Source organism: Paraburkholderia sp. GAS33 (assembly GCF_050436645.1).
GTDB classification, from domain to species: domain Bacteria; phylum Pseudomonadota; class Gammaproteobacteria; order Burkholderiales; family Burkholderiaceae; genus Paraburkholderia; species Paraburkholderia phenazinium_B.
The window spans coordinates 366,304-385,526 of the sequence record NZ_JBNDMP010000008.1 but is presented as its reverse complement, the minus strand read 5'-3'; the positions used below and the strand labels follow the sequence as shown (position 1 = coordinate 385,526).

The 19,223-nt window shown below is 57.1% G+C and carries 19 protein-coding genes; 7 read left to right on the top strand and 12 right to left on the bottom strand.

Features of this window, described 5'->3' with window-relative positions; translation table 11 throughout:
* On the top strand, positions 1 to 535 hold a 535-nt coding region (locus P3T24_RS25010; protein ID WP_429438818.1), incomplete at its 5' end, for a hypothetical protein.
* 229 nt (positions 536 to 764) lie between these two features.
* Here the strand turns inward: P3T24_RS25010 and P3T24_RS25005 are convergent.
* Both P3T24_RS25005 and P3T24_RS25000 read right to left on the bottom strand, forming a co-directional pair.
* Complete coding sequence (locus P3T24_RS25005) at positions 765 to 1,592, bottom strand: SDR family oxidoreductase (protein ID WP_429438816.1); 828 nt, start codon at positions 1,590 to 1,592, stop codon at positions 765 to 767.
* A gap of 35 nt (positions 1,593 to 1,627) precedes the next feature.
* The gene (locus P3T24_RS25000) at positions 1,628 to 2,374 is read right to left on the bottom strand and encodes an SDR family oxidoreductase (protein WP_429438852.1); all 747 of its coding nucleotides are present in this window, start codon (positions 2,372 to 2,374) and stop codon (positions 1,628 to 1,630) included.
* 117 nt (positions 2,375 to 2,491) lie between these two features.
* Between P3T24_RS25000 and P3T24_RS24995 the strand changes: the two genes are divergently transcribed.
* Together P3T24_RS24995 and P3T24_RS24990 are read left to right on the top strand one after the other, a co-directional pair.
* The gene (locus tag P3T24_RS24995) at positions 2,492 to 3,442 is read left to right on the top strand and encodes a LysR family transcriptional regulator (RefSeq protein WP_429438813.1); all 951 of its coding nucleotides are present in this window, start codon (positions 2,492 to 2,494) and stop codon (positions 3,440 to 3,442) included.
* Between the two features lie 743 nt (positions 3,443 to 4,185).
* Positions 4,186 to 5,775: a methyl-accepting chemotaxis protein gene (locus P3T24_RS24990; protein ID WP_429287840.1), complete on the top strand. Its 1,590-nt coding sequence runs from the start codon at positions 4,186 to 4,188 to the stop codon at positions 5,773 to 5,775.
* 199 nt (positions 5,776 to 5,974) lie between these two features.
* Here the strand turns inward: P3T24_RS24990 and P3T24_RS24985 are convergent, their stop codons facing one another.
* The 8 genes from P3T24_RS24985 to P3T24_RS24950 all read right to left on the bottom strand — a co-directional run bounded on the left by P3T24_RS24985 (position 5,975) and on the right by P3T24_RS24950 (position 12,069).
* Entirely contained in the window at positions 5,975 to 6,157 is a 183-nt protein-coding gene (locus P3T24_RS24985) for a hypothetical protein (protein ID WP_429438811.1), read from the bottom strand.
* Positions 6,158 to 6,197: 40 nt separating this feature from the next.
* Positions 6,198 to 6,647, bottom strand: coding sequence for a DMT family transporter (locus P3T24_RS24980; protein WP_074267921.1), 450 nt, complete (start codon positions 6,645 to 6,647; stop codon positions 6,198 to 6,200).
* A gap of 15 nt (positions 6,648 to 6,662) precedes the next feature.
* Positions 6,663 to 7,913: an arsenic transporter gene (locus P3T24_RS24975; RefSeq protein ID WP_429409942.1), complete on the bottom strand. Its 1,251-nt coding sequence runs from the start codon at positions 7,911 to 7,913 to the stop codon at positions 6,663 to 6,665.
* Positions 7,914 to 7,934: 21 nt separating this feature from the next.
* The gene (locus tag P3T24_RS24970; protein WP_429438808.1) at positions 7,935 to 9,197 is read right to left on the bottom strand and encodes an MFS transporter; all 1,263 of its coding nucleotides are present in this window, start codon (positions 9,195 to 9,197) and stop codon (positions 7,935 to 7,937) included.
* Entirely contained in the window at positions 9,194 to 10,324 is a 1,131-nt protein-coding gene (locus P3T24_RS24965) for a metallophosphoesterase family protein (RefSeq protein ID WP_429438806.1), read from the bottom strand. The genes P3T24_RS24970 and P3T24_RS24965 overlap by 4 nt, the downstream gene beginning before the upstream one ends.
* Positions 10,325 to 10,412: 88 nt before the next feature.
* Positions 10,413 to 10,979: a hypothetical protein gene (locus P3T24_RS24960; RefSeq protein ID WP_429438803.1), complete on the bottom strand. Its 567-nt coding sequence runs from the start codon at positions 10,977 to 10,979 to the stop codon at positions 10,413 to 10,415.
* A gap of 25 nt (positions 10,980 to 11,004) precedes the next feature.
* Positions 11,005 to 11,523: a hypothetical protein gene (locus P3T24_RS24955; protein WP_429438800.1), complete on the bottom strand. Its 519-nt coding sequence runs from the start codon at positions 11,521 to 11,523 to the stop codon at positions 11,005 to 11,007.
* Positions 11,524 to 11,853: 330 nt separating this feature from the next.
* Entirely contained in the window at positions 11,854 to 12,069 is a 216-nt protein-coding gene (locus P3T24_RS24950; RefSeq protein ID WP_429438797.1) for a helix-turn-helix domain-containing protein, read from the bottom strand.
* A 711-nt stretch (positions 12,070 to 12,780) separates the two neighbouring features.
* Here P3T24_RS24950 and P3T24_RS24945 point away from each other — a divergent pair.
* The 4 genes from P3T24_RS24945 to P3T24_RS24930 all read left to right on the top strand — a co-directional run bounded on the left by P3T24_RS24945 (position 12,781) and on the right by P3T24_RS24930 (position 16,086).
* Positions 12,781 to 13,125, top strand: a complete 345-nt coding sequence (locus P3T24_RS24945) for a VOC family protein (protein ID WP_429438794.1) — start codon at positions 12,781 to 12,783, stop codon at positions 13,123 to 13,125.
* Between the two features lie 661 nt (positions 13,126 to 13,786).
* Positions 13,787 to 14,521, top strand: coding sequence for a hypothetical protein (locus tag P3T24_RS24940; protein ID WP_429438791.1), 735 nt, complete (start codon positions 13,787 to 13,789; stop codon positions 14,519 to 14,521).
* Between the two features lie 462 nt (positions 14,522 to 14,983).
* On the top strand, positions 14,984 to 15,493 hold the full coding sequence (locus P3T24_RS24935; protein ID WP_429408546.1) for a lipocalin-like domain-containing protein: 510 nt from the start codon (positions 14,984 to 14,986) through the stop codon (positions 15,491 to 15,493).
* Between the two features lie 122 nt (positions 15,494 to 15,615).
* The gene (locus tag P3T24_RS24930; protein WP_144157949.1) at positions 15,616 to 16,086 is read left to right on the top strand and encodes an ASCH domain-containing protein; all 471 of its coding nucleotides are present in this window, start codon (positions 15,616 to 15,618) and stop codon (positions 16,084 to 16,086) included.
* 227 nt (positions 16,087 to 16,313) lie between these two features.
* On the opposite strand, the gene P3T24_RS24925 is transcribed toward P3T24_RS24930, so the two are convergent.
* Together P3T24_RS24925 and P3T24_RS24920 are read right to left on the bottom strand one after the other, a co-directional pair.
* Positions 16,314 to 17,879, bottom strand: coding sequence for a DUF5677 domain-containing protein (locus tag P3T24_RS24925; RefSeq protein ID WP_429438788.1), 1,566 nt, complete (start codon positions 17,877 to 17,879; stop codon positions 16,314 to 16,316).
* A 345-nt stretch (positions 17,880 to 18,224) separates the two neighbouring features.
* Positions 18,225 to 18,935, bottom strand: coding sequence for a hypothetical protein (locus P3T24_RS24920; RefSeq protein WP_429438785.1), 711 nt, complete (start codon positions 18,933 to 18,935; stop codon positions 18,225 to 18,227).
* Between the last annotated feature and the right edge of the window lie 288 nt (positions 18,936 to 19,223).

The following is a 19,223-nucleotide window of genomic DNA, read 5'->3' as shown; positions in this document are numbered from 1 at the left end:
AGTCCGCCAGATACCTCTACCTGACTGGCAGCTTCAGTTCACCATCATGCTTTACGCGCACGCGAATGGACGAACGGCCCAGCCGAGGCGCTTACGAGTGATCACGGCTGTCGGCAAACTTATCTTTGTCGGCGACGTCGACAATGCTTCCATCGCCCATGGAAGTTCAATGACGGTCGCAGCTGACAGCGAACTGCAGGTTTTCGGCGCATTGACCGATGATGGCACACTCTCGCTTCATGCCGACAGCGTGGCGTCGCTCGAAGCGGTGGCGTCCGGGCAGACCGTCTCGTTCGACGGCGCGCACGCCCGCCTCGTCCTGCGAAGTCCCGGCGAGTTCGCCGGCTCGATCAGTAACTTCGGGAAGACCCACAAAATTGTGCTGGAAGCCGACGTGACCAGCGTCGCATTCGCTAACGGCGTACTCACCGCGACGGGACCAGGCGGCCCCGTCGCGGAACTCCAGATGATGGGTTCTTACGAGCCTCCCAACTTCCTGTTGGCGCCGGGCTTCCCTGGCGTGATTACGGTTTGACAGCAGGGCCGACAGACCGCCTGCTTCATTTATCGCATCAGTGCCCGTTCGATCGTCGTGGTCGCGGGCACAATGCGTTCTTGCGTCGGCGTTGCTTTCGATCTCATGATTCCAGATTGATGCGCCATTGCAATTGCTTCAACGCGCGCCAGCCTCATACTGCTCATCGGTTACCGGCTCCATCCACTCGACGTTCTTGCACGTAGGAATCTGGCGTAACGTCACACCATTATTGCGGTGCCAGTTCTCCGAACCAGTAAGACGACGTCACGCCACCATCCATCAGGAAATCGCTTCCGGTGATAAATCCTCCGTCAGGCCCCATGAGCAGCGCGGCAACATTTCCAACTTCGTCCGGCGTGCCGGCGCGCTTGGCCGGGCACCCGTCAATCATGCGCCGGTAGCCTGCCCCACGCGGGCCGGATAACTCGTCCTTCGCAAGCGGCGTGATGATGATGCCCGGGCTGATTGTATTGATACGAGCGCCACGCTTGCCCCAGCGGACTGCCTCAAACATCACGCGCAGGGCGTTGCCGCGTTTCGACAACTGATAGGCATGCAACGAATCCTTTACCTGATCAGACTGCAGCATTGGCAGCTTTAACAATTCTTCGACAGGCGTCGTCGCAAGCGCGTGGTTATGTTCCGTGGTCAGCGGCGGTAGACGATGGCCGGACTGAGAGGCGATTACCACTCCCGCTCCGCCCTCGGCCATCACTTCGCCAAATACTTCGAGGATCAACGCGGTGCCGTAGAGATCGACTTTCAGGATCGTCTCCGGTGAGGCCTGCGAAGGCGAAACGCCGGCCGCATGAATAAGGCCATGAATGGCGCCCAATGAAGTCGCCTTAGCGGCCAGGGCCTCAACCGACGCCCGCGATGAAATGTCGACGGCCGCTGTCGTCACCACGAAACCCGCCTCGCTCAGCGTCTTTGCCGCGGCGTCGGCCTGCTCCTGACGCAGGTCGGCGAGTAAAAGGTGTTTGCCTGCGCCCACCCGCCGCGCAATGGCTTGCCCAATTGATCCCGGGCCGATTACAACGATGACTTTTTGCATGATGCTTCTTCCTTGTTTCTGGATTGGCCGATCGCTTAAATTTCCTGACGAGTGGGTCGAAACAGGATTTCATTCACGTCGACTTCCGGAGGCTGACTAATCGCGAAGGCGACGGCGCGTGCGAACGATTCAGCTGGGATCGCGATCTCTTCGTAGAACTTGCCGATGAAGCCGGCTATATCCGGTTCCGTAATGCTGTTCGGAAGCTCCGTCGCAACCGCACCCGGCGAGAGAATCGTCGTGCGAAGACCGTAGGGTTTGACTTCCTGGCGCAAGCCTTCCGAGATCATGAGCACGGCGCTCTTGGTTGCCGCATAGACAGCGCTGCCGGGCCGCACGATCCGCGCCGCCACGGAAGCGACGTTGATGATCTGGCCGCTCTTCTGCTGTTTCATGTGTGGCAAGGCAGCGGCGATCCCGTACAACACACCCTTGATGTTGACGTCGATCGTCTGGTTCCAGTCATCGATCTTCAGGCGCTCAAGCGGTGAATGCGGCATCAATCCGGCGTTGTTGAGCATGACGTCGACGCGCCCGAAGGTCTGCACTGCTGCATCGACCAATGCTTTGACATCGTCGTGACGAGTCACGTCGGTTGCCATAGCCAGTGCCTTGCCGCCTTTGTCGATTAATTCCTGTGCTAGCGACTGAATGCGATCGACCCGCCGCGCGCCCAGTACGACGATCGCGCCCTGCGCGCTCAGATGCCTGGCAGTCGCTTCGCCCAGGCCGCTGCTCGCACCCGTGATAACAACAACTTTGCCTTCAATGTTGTTGCTCAAGCCATTGCGCGTTTCCACAGACCTTCTCCGGTTGAAATCAATGTCCAGATCTTAGGTTGATGCAAATCAATTAACAATAAGGCTATAGTTTCACGGGGTGTTAAATGGAGGTTAATTATGCTGCGCACAGGTCTGTCGGAACTGACGGCGTTCATTGCCGTCGCTGAACATCGAAGTTTCCGCGCGGCGGCGAAAAAACTGGGGGTTTCCGCGCCGGCGTTGAGTCATGCGATCAGGAATCTCGAATCGGGTCTCAACGTGCGCCTCTTTAATCGGACGACCCGCTCGGTAGCGCTAACTGAAGCTGGCGAACTTTTGTTGCAGCGTGCCGGTCCGGCACTTGCCGACCTTGAAGATGGCATTAATGAAGTGATGTCCGCAGGTACCCGGCCGTCCGGACCAATCCGGATCAGTTCGGCCGAGGCCGGCGCGCGACCACTGATCCAGCACGTGCTTCCGGATTTTCTCGCGGCTTATCCGGAGATTCACGTGGAGGTCGTCGTGGACACGCGACTGATCGATATCGTGGCAGACGGATTTGACGCTGGGATACGGGTGCTCGACGATGTTCCGCGCGACATGATTGCGGTCGAATTCGGTCCGGCATTCCGGTTTGCAGCGGTCGCATCGCCGGAATATCTTTCTCGCCACCAGCCGCCGAAAACACCTCAGGACCTGAGGCAGCACAAATGCATCCGCTATCGATTTCTTAGCGGTACGCTATATCACTGGGAGTTTGAACGTCGAAGCAGTGGTCTCAGTGTCGATGTCGATGGCCCCATGACGCTAGGCAACCCAAATCTGATGGTCGATGCTGCGCTGGCCGGCATCGGTGTCGCCTGGGTTCCGGAGTATCTGGTCGTGGAACATCTGGCGACTGGTCGATTGGTTCATCTACTACCGGACTGGAGTCCATCCATGCCAGGCTTGTGTCTCTACTATCCGGCTAACCGGCACCCACCGGAAGCGCTTAGGCTGTTTTCGCAGGCGGTACGCGAATGGGCCAACAAATCGACGAAAGATAAAGGCAACGCAAAGAGCGTGGCTGTCCCGCGGACGGCGAGGTGAAGAGGGCCCTACGAAGTCAGCCCGAACGGTTAACGGGATTTGGCGCTTTGCTTACAAATACCCTCAATCTATTTACGTATCATTTACGAATTTGTAGCCGATATGAAAGGTGCAAAACAACACCGGGAGACACGCCATGGACCTCCTTTATATCGGCGCAACTCTTGCCTTCGGCGGGATTTCGTCAGCAATGTTGATGGGCTTGGACAAGTTGCCCCGCACGTCGCGGGATCGAGGCACACACCAGCTTTGACGCCCGCGCTTCCGATCACGTCAATCATCGCATCACGGCACTGGATTAACCTGAGCCGGCCGTCGTCTGGCGCGGCGCGGCCACTTTCGGCCATTCGATTTCACCCTATGGATTGCTAACAATCGCAACGAAACTCCAGTAAGTGCCTTTGTTCGTATGATGGATTGTCTAGCATTTCTATCCCCGACCTTCTGCCTACGACAACCCGTGAGGCTAAATTTATACACAGCCTCTCAAGTTCGGCGAGCCTGCGCCGAAATATTACTAGAGTGCTTGCGTTGAAAGGCCCTGGACATGAATCGCTATGTCGTAAATCAATTACGCGTAGGATTCCTATTTGTATGATGAACGTGCGCGACGTCTGCTTTCTTCAGACGATCCTGAGGGGCGACGCATTGATCTTCTTACCTGGAGCCGCGTGCGGAATTTTTGCATGCCTGATGCGATAACTTGCAATGGAAAAAGTCCTTCTACTTCAAGGAATGGCAGCATGAAATTCAGCAACATGAAACTTGGCACCAAACTGATCAGCGCTTTTGTACTCGTGTGCCTGATCGGCGCAGTTGTGAGCGGAATCGGTATCCGGAACATGGCCCGGATTAACGATGAAGGTGACAAGGTTTACCACCTTGACCTGATCGGACTATCCCTGACCCAGAGGGCGGACGTTGATCTGCTAACGGCAGGCCGTGCGCTCCGCAATGCCATTCTCGCCTCCAGCTCTGAGCAGCGGGCCGGGTTTCTGGCCGACAGTGAGAAAAGCCTCGCACAGGCGCGGGAAGCACTTGATAAAGCCCGGCCACTGTACTGGAGCGCAAAAGGTAAAGACGTCTTTGCAGAACTGGATCAAGGCTGGCGTGACTATTCCGAAGCTTTCAGGGACATGGAAACAAAAACCGGTACTGCCTCCCTTCAGGATCGCGGAGAACTCACGGAAAAGCTATTTGGCGACTTCCGACAGAAGGTCAACAAGGTTGACGAGCTGATCACCACGTTGGTAGATGTGAAGCAGGAGAACGCGAAGGAGGCTGCGGAATCCAATCAGGATCTGTATGTAGAAAGTCGCAATCTGATGATTGCCCTGGTGATCTTCTCTACCTTGGCCGGAATCGGAATCGGCATGTGGCTCACGCGTAGCCTGACGCGGCAACTCGGGACGGAGCCAGCGATAGCCGCCGACCTTGCGAAAGGAGTCGCGGAAGGGGATCTCAGCGTGAACATCGACCTGCGGCCTGGTGACACGAGTAGTCTGATGGCCTCGCTGAAGAACATGCGTGACGGTTTGTTGCGGGTTGTGTCCGATGTTCGCCAGAACGCTGACGGCGTGGCTACGGCGAGTGCACAAATCGCTCAGGGTAATCTGGATCTGTCGAGTCGCACCGAGGAGCAGGCGAGTGCGCTGGAAGAAACTGCCGCGTCCATGGAGCAACTCACGGCGACCGTCAAACAGAATGCAGAAAATGCCCAGGTGGCCAACGAACTGTCGCTAAGCGCGAGTACGATCGCCCTCAAAGGCGGAAAGGTTGTCGATGAGGTAGTCGAAACGATGACGGGTATCAACGACAGTTCAAAAAAGATTGCCGAGATTATCAGCGTGATTGACGGTATCGCCTTCCAGACAAATATCCTGGCACTGAACGCTGCAGTCGAAGCGGCACGTGCCGGTGACCAGGGTCGCGGTTTTGCTGTGGTTGCTGGCGAGGTGCGCAACCTGGCACAGCGTAGCGCCGCTGCGGCAAAAGAAATCAAGACTCTGATCTCAACCAGCGTCGAACGTGTAAATCAGGGAACTGCCTTGGTAAATCAGGCTGGCACGACGATGTCCGAGATCGTCAGCGCGATCAAACGTGTGACCGAAATCGTTGGTGAGATCAGTGTTGCCAGCAACGAGCAGAGCGTCGGCGTGGGGCAAGTAGGTGAGGCAGTGAGCCAGATGGACCAGGTGACGCAGCAGAACGCTGCGCTGGTAGAAGAGAGCGCTGCAGCCGCGGAAAGCCTGAAGTCCCAAGCCCAACAATTGGTGCAAGCCGTGGCGGTGTTCAAACTGTCGGACAGCGCCCCGTCTGCATTGCTGGCCTGACAGCGCTAGTCAGAATCGCCGCCAAAGTACTTCACGGTATGACTCGGGTTGAAAGTCTGGGGGGAGCCGCAATCCAAGCTCAGCGCCAGGAAGTTTCTGTGCAGTGCAATCGTGAATTGGCATAGCGGCCGAACGGCCGCTTTGGAGAAATTCGAGTGTCTGTATTGGGTCGCGTGCTGTCGATCACCGGCCCGTGAGTTTAGGGCCCTGTTTCCGCGTCAGTGACCTGCTGCAGGATCGCTTCGAGCGTCGACATGACCTCATACGTGTGCTCAATCAGATCGCGTTGCGCGAGCAATAGCCGGTGATAACCGTATGAGGTGGCCGTTGCGACTACGACCAGCGCAAGGACCGGGACGATGCGCCAGTCGACCGCGCGCATGCATCGTTTCCAACGTGGCAGTTCCGCGGCGCTACCCGCATTAAAAGCGCATGACCAACGCAACACCGGCGACCATCAGTAGCGCACCCGCCAGCCTCGGCCAGCTCAGCGCATGTTCCGGCACACCGATCAGCCCGAAGTGGTCAATCGCGACAGAGGCCACCAGGTTGGCGCATATAGTCAGCCCGTTCAGCGTGCCCACCCCTACCTTTTGCACAAGCGTCAGCCCGGCGAATACGGCAACCGCGCCAACGATTCCGCCCAACGGCGCCCACCATTTCATGTTGCGCAGATCGGCCAGAGTCGGTAATGGATGCGGCTGAATGCAGAACAGCGCTATCGCCAGAAAGGTCACCAGCAGAAATGAGACGCTCGATGCGAGCCACGGATTGACGAGCGACCCTTTGAGCTGGCCGTTGATGGGTGCACCGGCCGCCTGCAAAATGCCAGCGATGACGATGAACGGATACAGCCAGATGCCGTTGAGCATGGTCGACCTCCAGTTTCAACCGAAAAAAATGCGCGCCGCGAGCGCACAGGCGAGCGCGGGAAACATCACGACGCTTCCCACCTTCAGAAAATCCAGAAATCCCACGTTCTCTCCTTCACGGCGTATCGCGTTCAGCCAGAGTATGGTCGCAAGCGACCCCGTGACTGACAGGTTCGGACCGAGGTCCACGCCGATGAGCAGTGCATCAACGATTCGTTCTGGGCTGTGCGCCTGCATCAGTGTGGAACTTGCGACCAGGCCCGCTGGCAGGTTGTTCACCAGATTGCATGCGACTGCCAGCGCGGCACCCGCAATTAACCCGGTTGCCGTTTCCCCGGAGCGTGTGGCCGCCGCAAGGGTGCGCGCCAGCATCTCGATCACGCCGGTGTGCTCAAGCATTGCGACCAGGACGAATAGCCCGGCAACAAGCGGCAGTACATCCCATGAGATTTCCTTGACGACCGGCCAGGGTGAACGACGCTCCGTTAGCATCACCGCAAGGGTTGTCAGCACGCCGAGCAGCGCGGTCGGCAGGCCGAGTTGCATATCCAGGGCGGAGACGGTCATCAGGGCCAGGGCCGTCGTCGCAATACCGGCAAGAGAAATACGTCCGCCCGTAGTGAGCGGCACCGGCTCAAGCTCAGACTCGCACGTCCCGTCGAGCGCGCGACGCTGCGTTACGCGCAACATGGCGAACGTGACGATGACCGAAAACACCGAAGGCAACGCGAACCGGGCGAACCATGGCCCGAGCGGCGGCACGTGATTGCCGTACAGTACGAGGTTGGCAGGATTCGAGATTGGCAGTACAAAGCTCGCGGCATTCGCGATGAACGCACACACCAGCAACAGCGGTAACGGCCTGGTTTTTGCCGCACGCGCCGCGGCGAATACAGCAGGAGTGAGCACAACTGCGGTCGCGTCATTCGACAGGAACGTGGTTGTGACAATACCGACACCGTAGACCAGGACGAACAGCCGCTTCGGCGATCCACGCGCGTGGTTCACTGCCTGCACGGCCACCCAGTCAAAGAGGCCTTCGCGCCGCGCCACCTCTGAAAGCAGCATCATGCCAATCAGAAAGAGGTAGACGTCTGTCCCCTTGCCGACGGCCTGCCAGGCGAGATCAAGGGGAAGAAGACCAAGAATGATGAGCAATGCCGCGCCGGCCACGGCCCAGATAGCCTCAGGCCAGCGGAACGGACGTGCTATGACGCCGAATGTGGCTGCGGCGGCAATACCCCATGATGCCCAGATTGAATTCATGAATCTCCCGGATTGAGTGAATCAGGTCGCCGCGGCAGGCTGGGAAGGTTCTGGCGCAACTTCTGCGTCGCCGTCTTTGCAGGCCTGCCGCACTTCGGCGCCGAACAACACCCAGACCGCGACCGATCCCACTGCGATACCGCCAAGTGCCAGAAACGCTGCTGGGTAACCGAATGCGTGCGCAAGATATCCGCCAAGCGCCGGACTCAGGCCTGCCCCGACACCCTGAACAGTCATGACGAGTCCCTGTCCTACGTTGACGCGTCCCGTTCCCTGCAAGAGGCGGACAACGAGTGCCGGCACGGCGACGCTTTGTAAACCGGCACCGATCCCGTCAAGCATCTGCACCGGCCAGATGCCCCATAGGCTGACTACATGGGCGGCGATCAGCCCGCGCAATGGCAAAGCCAGGAACGACAGCAGCATGACCCACCAGTAGCCGCGCCACCGGAACAGACGATTCGCCGCAAGCGCCGCCACAACCATGACCGACTGGGCAATGACGATTGTCTCGGCCGTTGCAACACTGCCATTGGCCCGATGGCCGGCAACGAGGGCGAGGCCATATAGCGGCAGCATCGCGGCGTTACCCAGGTGGAACAGTCCCAACGACAACGCGAGCGCAAGCAGTGGCCGGTGCCGCAGGAGCATCTTCCAGCGCTCCGCTGTATCGGGATCGTGCGTTTTGTCAAGGTGGACGAGCCCGCGCGCCGCGTCGTGGTCAATAGAGTGGGCCGGGATCGCAAGGACTGACGCGAGCGAGAGTAGCGCGAACGCGATGCTGAGTAAAAAGACCGCTCCATAACCGAAGCGCCAGCCCAGCCAGCCCGACAACGCGGCGGCGATTACGTTGCCCGCGTGGTTTGCAACCTGGTTGCGGCTGAACTGGCGATCGAATCCGGCACGATGGACGAGGCCAAGACAGATGCCCGCCAGGGCCGGCCCGATGGCCGCTCCCGTCACAGCGGTTGCGACCTGCGACAGCGCGACGACCGGCCACGAATTCGAGACCCATAGCAATGCAGAGGCAAACATCGTCATCACGCAGGCAATGACCACCACCGCGCGCTTGTATCGGGTTGCGTCGACGATCGCACCTGCGGGTGTCGTCGCCAGCATCCCGGCGATGCCGCCCACCGTCATCACTGCGCCGATCAGGCCAGGACCCCAACCCCGCGCTTGCAGAAAGACTCCGACGAATGGACCGATTCCGGCCTGCACGTCAGCCATGAAGAAGTTGGTTGCATCCAGCGCGTGGAGTGTGGAGCGGGCGGCCTTGCTCACCACTTTCTCCCGTTACGGTTCGGTCCGAGCTGGGTACCCAGGATGTGCTTTTCTTCCCACGCACCAATCGCATCGCGGTCACTGCCATCGGCCCGTGGTTCATCCGTTTCGTCGAATGTCGTCGTGGCTTCGATGCGGTCGAACCCTGTGGAGCCGGCCTGGTCGGTTGCGCGAACGGTGACCTTGAATGTTCCCTCGGGGATTTTGCAATCCAGCGTCCAGATTTCTTTCGACGCGACGAAATTCATCGGTTGCCAATCGCTGTCGTCAATCCTGCAGTCGACCTGCGTGACACCTCGTGCGCTCCATGCCTTTGTCCTGACCGTGGTTTGACCTGAGGGCACGTGATTGGGTAAATGAGGTCGGGTGATCAGTCGCCTGTCGGCTGGCGAGGTAATCATCGCGACAGGCCATGGCTCATCCAGGGGTTTGAAGCGCCAGCTCACTACGCCTTCATCCACCGCGAGGAGTGAGAAGCCGACCGGTCCTTCCTCTATCTGACCGGTTGAGCGTGTGGATGCGTAGATGGTCCTGCCGTCGTTCGCGAGTTCGTTGTAGTGCGTGTGTCCCATATCAACCACCGCGACGCGAAACTCCTGCAGCATCCCGTGGAAAGCTTTGGCTTCCATAGAGTCGGCGAGGTCTGCCGGATACGCATGCGCGAAGACCACCGACTCTCTGCCTTCTGCCGCAGCACTTTGTAGCACCGCCCGGAGCCAGGCGAGTTGTGACTCCCCCAGTCTGAAGTCGGGGCCGCCTGTACCGGCCGAAACGTAGTCCAGGAAGATGCAGCGGTAGCCACCCACCGTGATTACCTTCGGGACATGCTCTGCACCAAGCACGTCGTGAAATGCATGCAGGTTGCCCGACTTGAAGTCGTGGTCGCCCGGGATGATGTGAATTGGGAGCTCGAGCTGGTCCAGTTCGCTGCGCAGAATTTCGTATTGCCGGGCTGTTCCGTCGTCGGTGTTGTCGCCGGGTAGCACGACAAAGTCGATCTGCTCCGCGAGATGCGCGTTAGCCTGCAGGACAATGTCGCGTAGCGCGAGATGGTTGGGCAGTCCGGCATTGGTCAGATGCAGGTCCCCAATATGCATCCACACAAGCGGCCCGCCGCGTGTTGGCATCTTCGATGCCTGTCCTGCGCTTTTCTCCTGTGCCATCTCGCGTTTCTCCTTCGATGAACTCTTCGGTATCAGGTCGAGTTCGGGTGCACTATTCCGTCGACGCCGGAAGACTGTCAGCGTCGACCAGTTCGGCGATGTCATCGACCTCTATGGTTTTGCCGTACCGGTTCTTTACCCCGTGCCCCCAGACCTGGATATGGACGCCGGGTGCGAGGTAGCTGGCCAGCTCCGCGGCAGCGTGCGGGGGCATACGAATTGCCGTTCCGTCGGTCAGCAGCGCGCCGCGAAGTTCACCTTTTGGTCCATATAACGAGAGCCTGATTTCGCCCATCGCCTCCATGGGGCGCTTCTCAACGTGCGGCTTCTCATGTTTCTCACCATCGTGATGCGGTCCTTCGTCAACAATCGTGACGCCCGTGCCAGACGTCAACTGAACGGCAGCCACGATGTCGGCCTCGCGGGGCTTCACACCGCGCACGCGCACCTTGTCGCCAATGCCAATCAGTTTTGCGACCTGTCTGGACAGATGTGGTGGGAAATGCACCTGTCTGTCGTTACCGAGGATGAATCCGTCCAGTTCTCCGTGTGGATTCAAAAGGAACTGGGTGACGGTGCCGCGCGTCTCCTGCAGGCATTCCGGGTCAATCCAATGCATGGTGTAACTCCGATAAAAATGAAAATCAGTTGGGAATGTCGTTGTACAACGGGGTGACATTGCCCGGCGTCCCGAAGGCTATCGCTTGCAGCGCCTCGCCGTATTGGTTGCGCGTACCGTATCCGGTGGCGGCGACGACGACGTCTGGTCGCAGGAGGTTCGCAAACTGCTGTGCGACCGGTGGCGGCATCTTGATGATCGTTCCATCACGGAGCATCACGCCGTCAGGCTCTCCCCGTGGCGCGGTCGTGACGCGTGCAACGGTGCCTTTGGCACTTAGCCTGACCAGTCCTGCGCCGCGCAATGCTGGCGGAGCACGCAGTGCATCGACTGGCGGCGGCTGGTCGACGACCTGCTGTGACGTTCGTTCATTTGCGATTTGCTGCGCAGTGATGTTGCCCGCACCGTCCCGAAAGCCCGAGATCCGGACCGCGTCCCCTTGATGTATGGCGCTTACCAGCTGCGTGCCCATATGTGGCGGGAAGTGGACGAGCGAACCATCGGCCAGAAGAAATCCGTCGACGTCGCCTTCCGGGTTGATCACGAAGCGGCTTACGGTTCCGGTTGCGACGGCAGACTGCTGCTGCGCCGCTATGGGAGCGGGTGCAGGCGGTGGGGGCGGCGAGGGCATGGTTTGCGCCGCGCCGCCCGGCCCGCCAGCAACCGGCGGAGGGACTGGTAGACCAGGCTCCGGAGCGGGAGGGGTTTGCGCGACGCAAGCGATTGTGACGAAGCAAAGCGATAGGGCAGCACCCCGCGCAATTTTGGAAGCCGAATTAGTACGGCTCACAGGCTCACGCTGGCGGCACCCCCGGATGAACTGTTTTGAGGACATGATGCTCTCCGTTGAACGACACGGAGACATTTGCAAGCGCTATGCCATGTTACTCAAGCCCTGAAGGACAGGGCCCTGCGGACAACCCAGCGACGCAAGTGTCGAGCGGCCCGACACCTCGCGTCGGATTGCTTGACACTTCATTCGATCCCGAGTGCCGAGAGCCTTGGCATAGGGCGTTTGGCGGCTAATGTCCAACTGGCGAGCAGCATCGGCGCGGTTGTTGTCCGCTGCGGCCAACGCGTGGGAAATCATCGTCTTCGCGAAAACACGCCGAAGCCGATAGGGCGGAGACGAACAACTACATGAAGAAGGGGGCACCTGATGAGATTCGAACCGATCGAACCGACTTTCGGACAAGCTTCCGCTGTTGATGTCACCCGCATTGTGACCGTGCGACGCGTCAAAAAGCTGACCTTGATGGGCGCTGAGTGCAATGTCGGGGAAGTATCTGTTTTATTCGATCCAGCGCACAGGGGCAGAGTTTATGGTTGAATCGATTATTCGGGCTTACACCCCCTGAATCGTTCATCGATGACATTTCTGTTTTCGGGCTGAGTGGTCACGCACTCGACTCACTGAAGCGCGATATGGAATTCGTGAAAGCCGTAGATATATTGCTGAGCATGGGGACGCGACTGGAGTTACAGGACAGTCGATTGACCCTCACCGTCGGCGAATCAGTAACCCGTTTGGAGCGATGGCAGAACGACGAAAGACCGCATCGACAGAACCTCGATACCCGGTCGGATGGCTGTTGTCGGCGAACGTGAAGGACCGCTATGGGGCGCGTGCTATCGATCGCCGACCTTTGAGTTTCGGGTGTCGCATGCCGATTGCATCGGGCAGTCATCGGCCAGGCTCGGACGGTCGACACGGTGGCCTGGATTGCTAACAATCATTCAATCGCACTTTTTGAGTCTGTATGATCTTGTGGGTCTCACAACATTCTTCTGGAAAAATTCGATGCGAGTCAGGACCATTTATTTCAAAGTGACGGACATGGAGCAGTCGGTGACGTTCTGGGAAAAGCTGTTAGAACTCTCGCCGAATCGCAAGTCGGGGAAGTGGACGGAATTTTCAGTAGGCGACGTTCGGCTAGGGATGCTGCTGAATGATTTTGGTGATGAGTTGGTCGGTAGCGCATGCGTACCCGTGTTCGAGTTCGATGTATCTTCCTCGCATACTTTTGTAAATCGCGCCAAGGCCCTCGGGGCGACAGTGGTTCTCGAATTAAATGACGATATGAACAGCATTGTTTTGGCCAGCCCCGATGGTCAAGAGTTCGAAGTTTGCACTTGCCACGACTAGTCCTTTATTTCAACGCGAAAGTATGAACTCAATTCACAGGCGCGAGGGAGGCTAGGTCAACATCGGGAGGCCGCTGTCAAGAGTGCCGACGGTCCGTTCCGTGGCGATGCATGCCTATCGCATACCTGTCGTGATCAGCCATCGGTCGACGTCTGCGTCGGACCGGGTTCGGCCAGGAGTCGTCGTTCGCTCACACCATCGCTCAGACATTCTGGCGTCGGTTCCGCTCTGGAACCGGCCATTCAATTCGCAATGTTGAAGTATTGCTTTTCGGCCATTGCTGCCGTTGGGGCGGCGCTGCCGCTACGTCAGCAATGGGGCGGATTGCCGCCGACGATTTGACTTGCCAACCAACGACAGCTTTCTCGATCGGCGAACTCACCCTCCCGACCCTTCTCGGACGTCCGATTGCCCAATATGAACGACCGGAACCCGATCTCAAGCAGACTTTGAGATCGGACCCGCCGCAGGTCGTTGACTCTGGCAGTTTATTAGCTGCCTCGCAACGCTCTGCGGTTTCGCACAAGGACCTCAAATGAGTGAATCGCATTGCGACCAGTTCTTGCATGAGGTGCGCGCTCAAGTTTTTCGCAAACGCTCCGATAAGACACAAGCTGGCTGAATAACCGGTTAATAACGTTCATCTTCGATGGAGAAACTTATGCGCTTCATGTCGAAACTCTCGGCCCTTGGCGTAGCCGCGACCTTGGCGGGTTGCGCAGCAGGTCCGAGCCCAGAAGTAGATGCCGGGAAATTTAGTACCGTTCATACGGTAACGGTCGTTTATCCCGGGAAGGCGGTCTACGCTGGCGGGGCTGCATCAATGCCACTTCTGGTTCCTGGCGGCGGCTTACTCGGCGCGGCAATTGCGGGCGCTGTAACGGGCGCCGCCAACGCTAGCGTCAGCAAAGCCCCAGCCACCTTTGACGACCTGGTGACGGCAAAACTTGGGGACACAAAACTCAATCGCCAATTCACTGACGGCATTGAAGCAGCACTGCGAACCCATGGTTACGTTGTTAGCGAGGTCGACGCATCTGCGCCGGGATTGCCAAAATTTACCCGGGACGACCATAACCTGCTGCATGCAAGTGGCCCCGCGTATCGAGATAGCGATGCCGTACTTGTCATTAGCGTTTCGCCACAGTACGTCGCACCGGGGCCGTTAAATTCGTATGCACGTATGGTGGTCGGCGAAATCGTCATGTTCAAGGGAGATACGCACGAATCTGTCCTTCGGCAACGAGTCTATTGGCAGAAGTTCTCGGATCCATATAGCTATGGCACGTTTGCTTCGCTCTTGAACGACCTTCCGCACGCGATCAGCGGCCTCGACGAGAGTGTGATGGCGCAAGTCGGCCTCTTTGACAAGTCGTTAGACGCCACTCAACGTTGATGCAGACGGCTGCCCCGGAGATTGCGGATGCTGTGAGACAAGCAGTCTACGGCCGAGCAAATCGTGTTTCCTTATGCTCTCAATTTCTCCGGATTCCGTTCATCGATGCGTGTTCCAAGTCCTCTCGCGGGCCGCGTCATTCCACGAATCGGACATTGGGCGGTGCGTTGGCATGGTCTGCTCCTGGCCGTTCGTCGCCTCCGACGCGACGACTGATATCCCGGTTCCATTCACATCATGTGATTCCTGCTTCTGCAGGCCGGTCGTGCATATGCCGAACGGTATATTGCGTGGAGTACCGTCGCGTCTAGACTCAAAGTGCTCCCACAACGTGGTCCCGACCTTTCCCTTTCCGCATTTTCACGTGTCGGGATTCCGCGGGCATAGTTGCTCGACTTGACGAATCAATAGCCCCATCGTTTGTGATTCCGCTGATCGGTGCTGTCCGTGATGGAGGTTCTCATGCAACGTCATCTAACTACTTTGCTCTCTGCCGCTGCGTTTTGGGCTGTGACACTGCTCTCGTTTCAGAGCGCCTTCGCACAAACAGCGGCGAGCCTGGTTGGCACCTGGAAGTTGATCTCTCTGACCGTCTTGAAAAGCGGTAGCCCAGTGGAGATCCTGGGCCTTCATCCAGAAGGTCAGCTCGTTTTTGGCGACGATGGGCGCTATACGCTGATCGCGGTCCGCTCCAACTTGCCGAAGCTCGCATCAGGCGATCGTCTTTCAGCGACGGCGGACGAAAACAAACAGATTGTGCAGGGAAGCGTCGCACATTTCGGAACATACGTAGTGGACCCGACTACGCACACGATCAAATTGCACATTCGGAAGGGAACGTTCCCGAACTGGGATGGCGAAATACAGGCGAGACCATTCGTCATTGAAGGGGACCGCCTCACGTATATCACGCCGGGCAGCTTTGGATACGGCGCATCGACCGCTGTCTGGCAGCGGGATAAAGGCAGGTGAGCCTGCCTCTTAAGGTCCCGGTACCGGACGTCGTCTTACAGTTCGATGCCGGACGTCCAGTGCACACCTCGTCATGCAATAGAATTCGATTCCTGACCCCGTACCGTGGCTCGCCCTAGTCTATGTCCAATACCCCGACGCTGCCCGACTTGATTACAGCGCTAAGCAAACGAGGAATCGATCTCGCCGGGGCCAATGTTCGATTTGGCAGCTATGGCGACTCGGAGCAATCTTCTGCAATGCTCATTTCCTTGATAGCGGCCAACATAAAGCGCGCCACATGTAGCTTGCTGTGGTCATGGAAATTTGACGACGAACGCCTGCCGCAGGAAGGGGACATCGAAATTGTTCTGGATTTTTTCGATAACCCCGTTCTGCTGCTTCGGACGACGAGAGTCGAGATAGTTTCTTTTGAGAATATTTCTAGCGAGTTTGCGGCCGCCGAAGGAGAAGGTGACCTTTCACTCGAATTCTGGCGCGCGGAGCACTGGAAGTTCTTTGACAGAGAGTGCCAGCGGATAGGGCGACAGCCCGTAGCGTCAATGCCGCTCGTTTGCGAGACGTTCGATTTGATGGCTGATTTGGGTTGGTAATCTCAATTCGACTGCTGTCTGGCTGCAAGCAGTCGTTCCTTGAGCGACTCCCGAAGACCGCTCATGGCCGACAGCACCAGTTCGATCAGCATTCCGCGGATTGGACGTGGAATTCTCAGCGGCGGCTTTCGGACGATCTGTGTGAACGCGTACTACCGGCCACAACCCGCCATTCAGCTAGCGGGGATACCTGCCGTTTGAACGGCTGCAGTACTCTCCGTTTGCGGTCATTCCGGTAAGTCAACGTCTCGCCTTCTCGCAGAAGATATTGCTATTTGGCCCATAGCCTGGGATGCGGGATACAAGACGCCAAGTAACTGAAGCATGTCATTGACGATGATTACAGCGTCACTCTCCATCGACGTTAGACGGCGATGAACGACACGAGGAATTCGGTGCAAGCGATGCAAAGGATTCTGACATGTAATATAGTTCGTATCCCTCACAGCACCCCAGTGAGAGTGTACGAAGGTAGATGACCAAGAATAATACTTGTCGTAAATGTCCTTGGCGCCGCACTGGTCCGCCAAGGTCCGAAGATTTGCTCTCGCCCAGTGGCCGATATCAATGTCAAGATATTCTTGCCACCTGTCTTCGTTCGCAATCTGATACAAAGCATCTTCGTCAATAAAACTCGGTAGATCGCCTACTACCTCTTGCACTTTTAGGAAAGCGAGCTTTGCTTGGCCGGCGCCGAATACGCGCCATCCAGACCAGAGTTTTTCATCGTCTTTTTGGCAAAGGTAACGGAGTGTGACATACGCCTCTACCAGCGCACGCAAGCCAAGCCTTCCGAGTATGCCTTCATGACACTGACCGCCGCCGATCTCGTCAAGGATTGACAGCGCGTAAAACACTAGTCCGAAGGAAGAATCGAGTCGACTGTCAGTTCTGACACTCGTTCGACATTCCATGAATCGATTGAGCACGTCTTGGCGGGCCGATAATACGTTAGTGCGCTCAAGGGCAGTAGGTGCCAATTTTTCTTGTGCCGGATCGGTCGGATCGAGACAGATTGTCTTATCTGAGCACTCTTGCCAGAAATCACTAACCCACTTCGCACCCGATTTGCGACGGAAGGTCATTTCCATGGACCGGATGGAGGGCCGAACCGAGCGCATGTCACCTCTGTTCGGAAATTCAAAGAACTCTCGAATGCGTTCTTCGAAGGCTGGTCCGAATCGAACTCGATCAGCCAAAATTGCAAGCATTACCTTGAACCATCGGATATCTGTCGAAGCCTCCGACTGGTGGTCGATGGTTTGACCGATCGCTCTAGCGACTGTCTCCCAGTCGGCTGATTCAGGCTTAACGTCTAGCAAATGACGCCATCGATCGATTCCCGGGATCGAATCCAGCAGAGCGAGAGGTCTTAGTGCCGCGTACCCCAAAGGATGTCGAAGTGGAATCCGGAGGAAAATCTCAAACTGCTCGTCGGGTAGCTTTGCCAGCGCCTCATGATCGAGGATAGTGGAAAAATACACCGCATCTTCTGGGTTTGGATTCTGCGGCGGTGACTCAAAGGCGACTCCGCCCTCGGCGAACCACTCCGCGGCGTTTTCCAAGATCGCACGAAAGCAGCCTAGATATTGCTCGCGTGGTAAAACTGCGCATATCAGTGCAGCCCACAGCATCGGCGGCAGATGATCATCCGCCCACGATGACATTTGTACTTTGTCCATTTGCATAAACGGTGGACGAAGCTTAGTCCCTTCCCGTTTATGCCCGCTTAGGCCACTGTAGTTGTAGTCGCGATATTTGGATTTTCGCTTCGCGCTCTTCTTTTTATTCATCTAGCGTCCCTCGCGCTCAAGCTTGATACTCGTGGTCGGGTTTCTTCGCATAGCGATAGTACACGTTATCCAGCCGTAAACAAGGGGCGAGGACCCACAGACCGACGCGATTACTCGAACGGTGCCTGTACTTGGAAGCTACCGCAAGCGGGAATCGAAGAGTATCCGCTGCAATTCGGCCGCGAGGCGGCATGTGAGTGAAGCGGCCGAGAAAATCCGGAAAGGTCAGGTCATAGGACGCCCCCCTGGACGAAAACACATGTCCACTGCAACCGATGCTGATCATAGAACTGCCGTCAATGCTAAAGTTGAGTCGGTGACCGAGGCTTGCCGAAGACCATCGGCTCAAACAGCCGGTTCGGTGCCAACGGCATAGTGTTTTGAATTTCTTGGATAAAAGACCTCACGTTTTCCTTTCGACGAAACTTGCCAAACATAAACCTGGTACTGGTTATTTTTGCATTCAAAAGGGAAAGGATCCGTCCGGCGTGCAATAATCTTGTGGGGAAAAGCGACGTTCTGGTATTTTGCAAATAGCGTCTTCATCATTAGGATACGATGCGGCACAGTGGCCGCGAGCGTCACCTCTTGCTTGAAGTTCTTGTACGCGTGCAGAACGGGGCCGTGGGGATGTTTAGCCACAAATATGTCCTGACGAAAATAAGCGTCAAGCGAGCGCTTCATACCTCCAAGCACGAAGAAACAATCAGCTCCTTCTGCATGTGAAATCATCTCGAGCCTGATCAGGTCCCACATAACTGAGCTAACGCTCGGTTTTGTCTGGCCTAACCATTTTGATTCGACCGCGACACGTATTTTTGGATACGGTTCCTGAACGACAAAGTCCACTGAGGGCTTTGCGCCCCTTCCCGTCGCGAGCGGTGCAAATACTGGATGTGGATACTCTGCAATCACTCGTTCCGTCGTGGTGGAAGCGAGGATGCGCCCAATCGGTTCAGCTAAGAAACGTTCACTGAAAAGACCACTATTGTGGCAGGCGTACTGATACTGTAACCAAGCACCGGTGCCTTCGGCGAGTCTACGAGCGAGTTCCATTAATGCCTAATAGAATTTATGTAGACAGTTGTATGCGTATTGATGACAGGATTTATAATACAAAAACGCCTGACATGTAAAGACATCTTCATGCTAAGGCGCTCATAGCAGCGGTCAACCTCGCTCACGAACAGACCTGTAGCCCTTCTAAGGTCCAGCCAAGGGCAGTAACAAGTTGTGAAGCGGACTTTCTTTAATCGAAGCAGCCAACGGCTGCTAAGGGTCGAGTACGGAAGTTCGCCGTCGGCTGGCTTCAGCCATAGCGGTCGATCGACAACGATTGGCATT

Coding starts and splice junctions, on each gene's coding strand:
- P3T24_RS24930 (WP_144157949.1), top strand. CDS start 15,616: ATGTCCAATACCCCGACGCTGCCCGACTTGATTACAGCGCTAAGCAAA.
- P3T24_RS24990 (WP_429287840.1), top strand. CDS start 4,186: ATGAAATTCAGCAACATGAAACTTGGCACCAAACTGATCAGCGCTTTT.
- P3T24_RS24940 (WP_429438791.1), top strand. CDS start 13,787: ATGCGCTTCATGTCGAAACTCTCGGCCCTTGGCGTAGCCGCGACCTTG.
- P3T24_RS24960 (WP_429438803.1), bottom strand. CDS start 10,979: ATGCATTGGATTGACCCGGAATGCCTGCAGGAGACGCGCGGCACCGTC.
- P3T24_RS24925 (WP_429438788.1), bottom strand. CDS start 17,879: ATGAATAAAAAGAAGAGCGCGAAGCGAAAATCCAAATATCGCGACTAC.
- P3T24_RS25005 (WP_429438816.1), bottom strand. CDS start 1,592: ATGCAAAAAGTCATCGTTGTAATCGGCCCGGGATCAATTGGGCAAGCC.
- P3T24_RS24920 (WP_429438785.1), bottom strand. CDS start 18,935: ATGGAACTCGCTCGTAGACTCGCCGAAGGCACCGGTGCTTGGTTACAG.
- P3T24_RS24950 (WP_429438797.1), bottom strand. CDS start 12,069: ATGATTTCCCACGCGTTGGCCGCAGCGGACAACAACCGCGCCGATGCT.
- P3T24_RS24965 (WP_429438806.1), bottom strand. CDS start 10,324: ATGCCAACACGCGGCGGGCCGCTTGTGTGGATGCATATTGGGGACCTG.
- P3T24_RS24975 (WP_429409942.1), bottom strand. CDS start 7,913: ATGAATTCAATCTGGGCATCATGGGGTATTGCCGCCGCAGCCACATTC.
- P3T24_RS24935 (WP_429408546.1), top strand. CDS start 14,984: ATGCAACGTCATCTAACTACTTTGCTCTCTGCCGCTGCGTTTTGGGCT.
- P3T24_RS24980 (WP_074267921.1), bottom strand. CDS start 6,647: ATGCTCAACGGCATCTGGCTGTATCCGTTCATCGTCATCGCTGGCATT.
- P3T24_RS24995 (WP_429438813.1), top strand. CDS start 2,492: ATGCTGCGCACAGGTCTGTCGGAACTGACGGCGTTCATTGCCGTCGCT.
- P3T24_RS24945 (WP_429438794.1), top strand. CDS start 12,781: ATGCGAGTCAGGACCATTTATTTCAAAGTGACGGACATGGAGCAGTCG.
- P3T24_RS24985 (WP_429438811.1), bottom strand. CDS start 6,157: ATGCGCGCGGTCGACTGGCGCATCGTCCCGGTCCTTGCGCTGGTCGTA.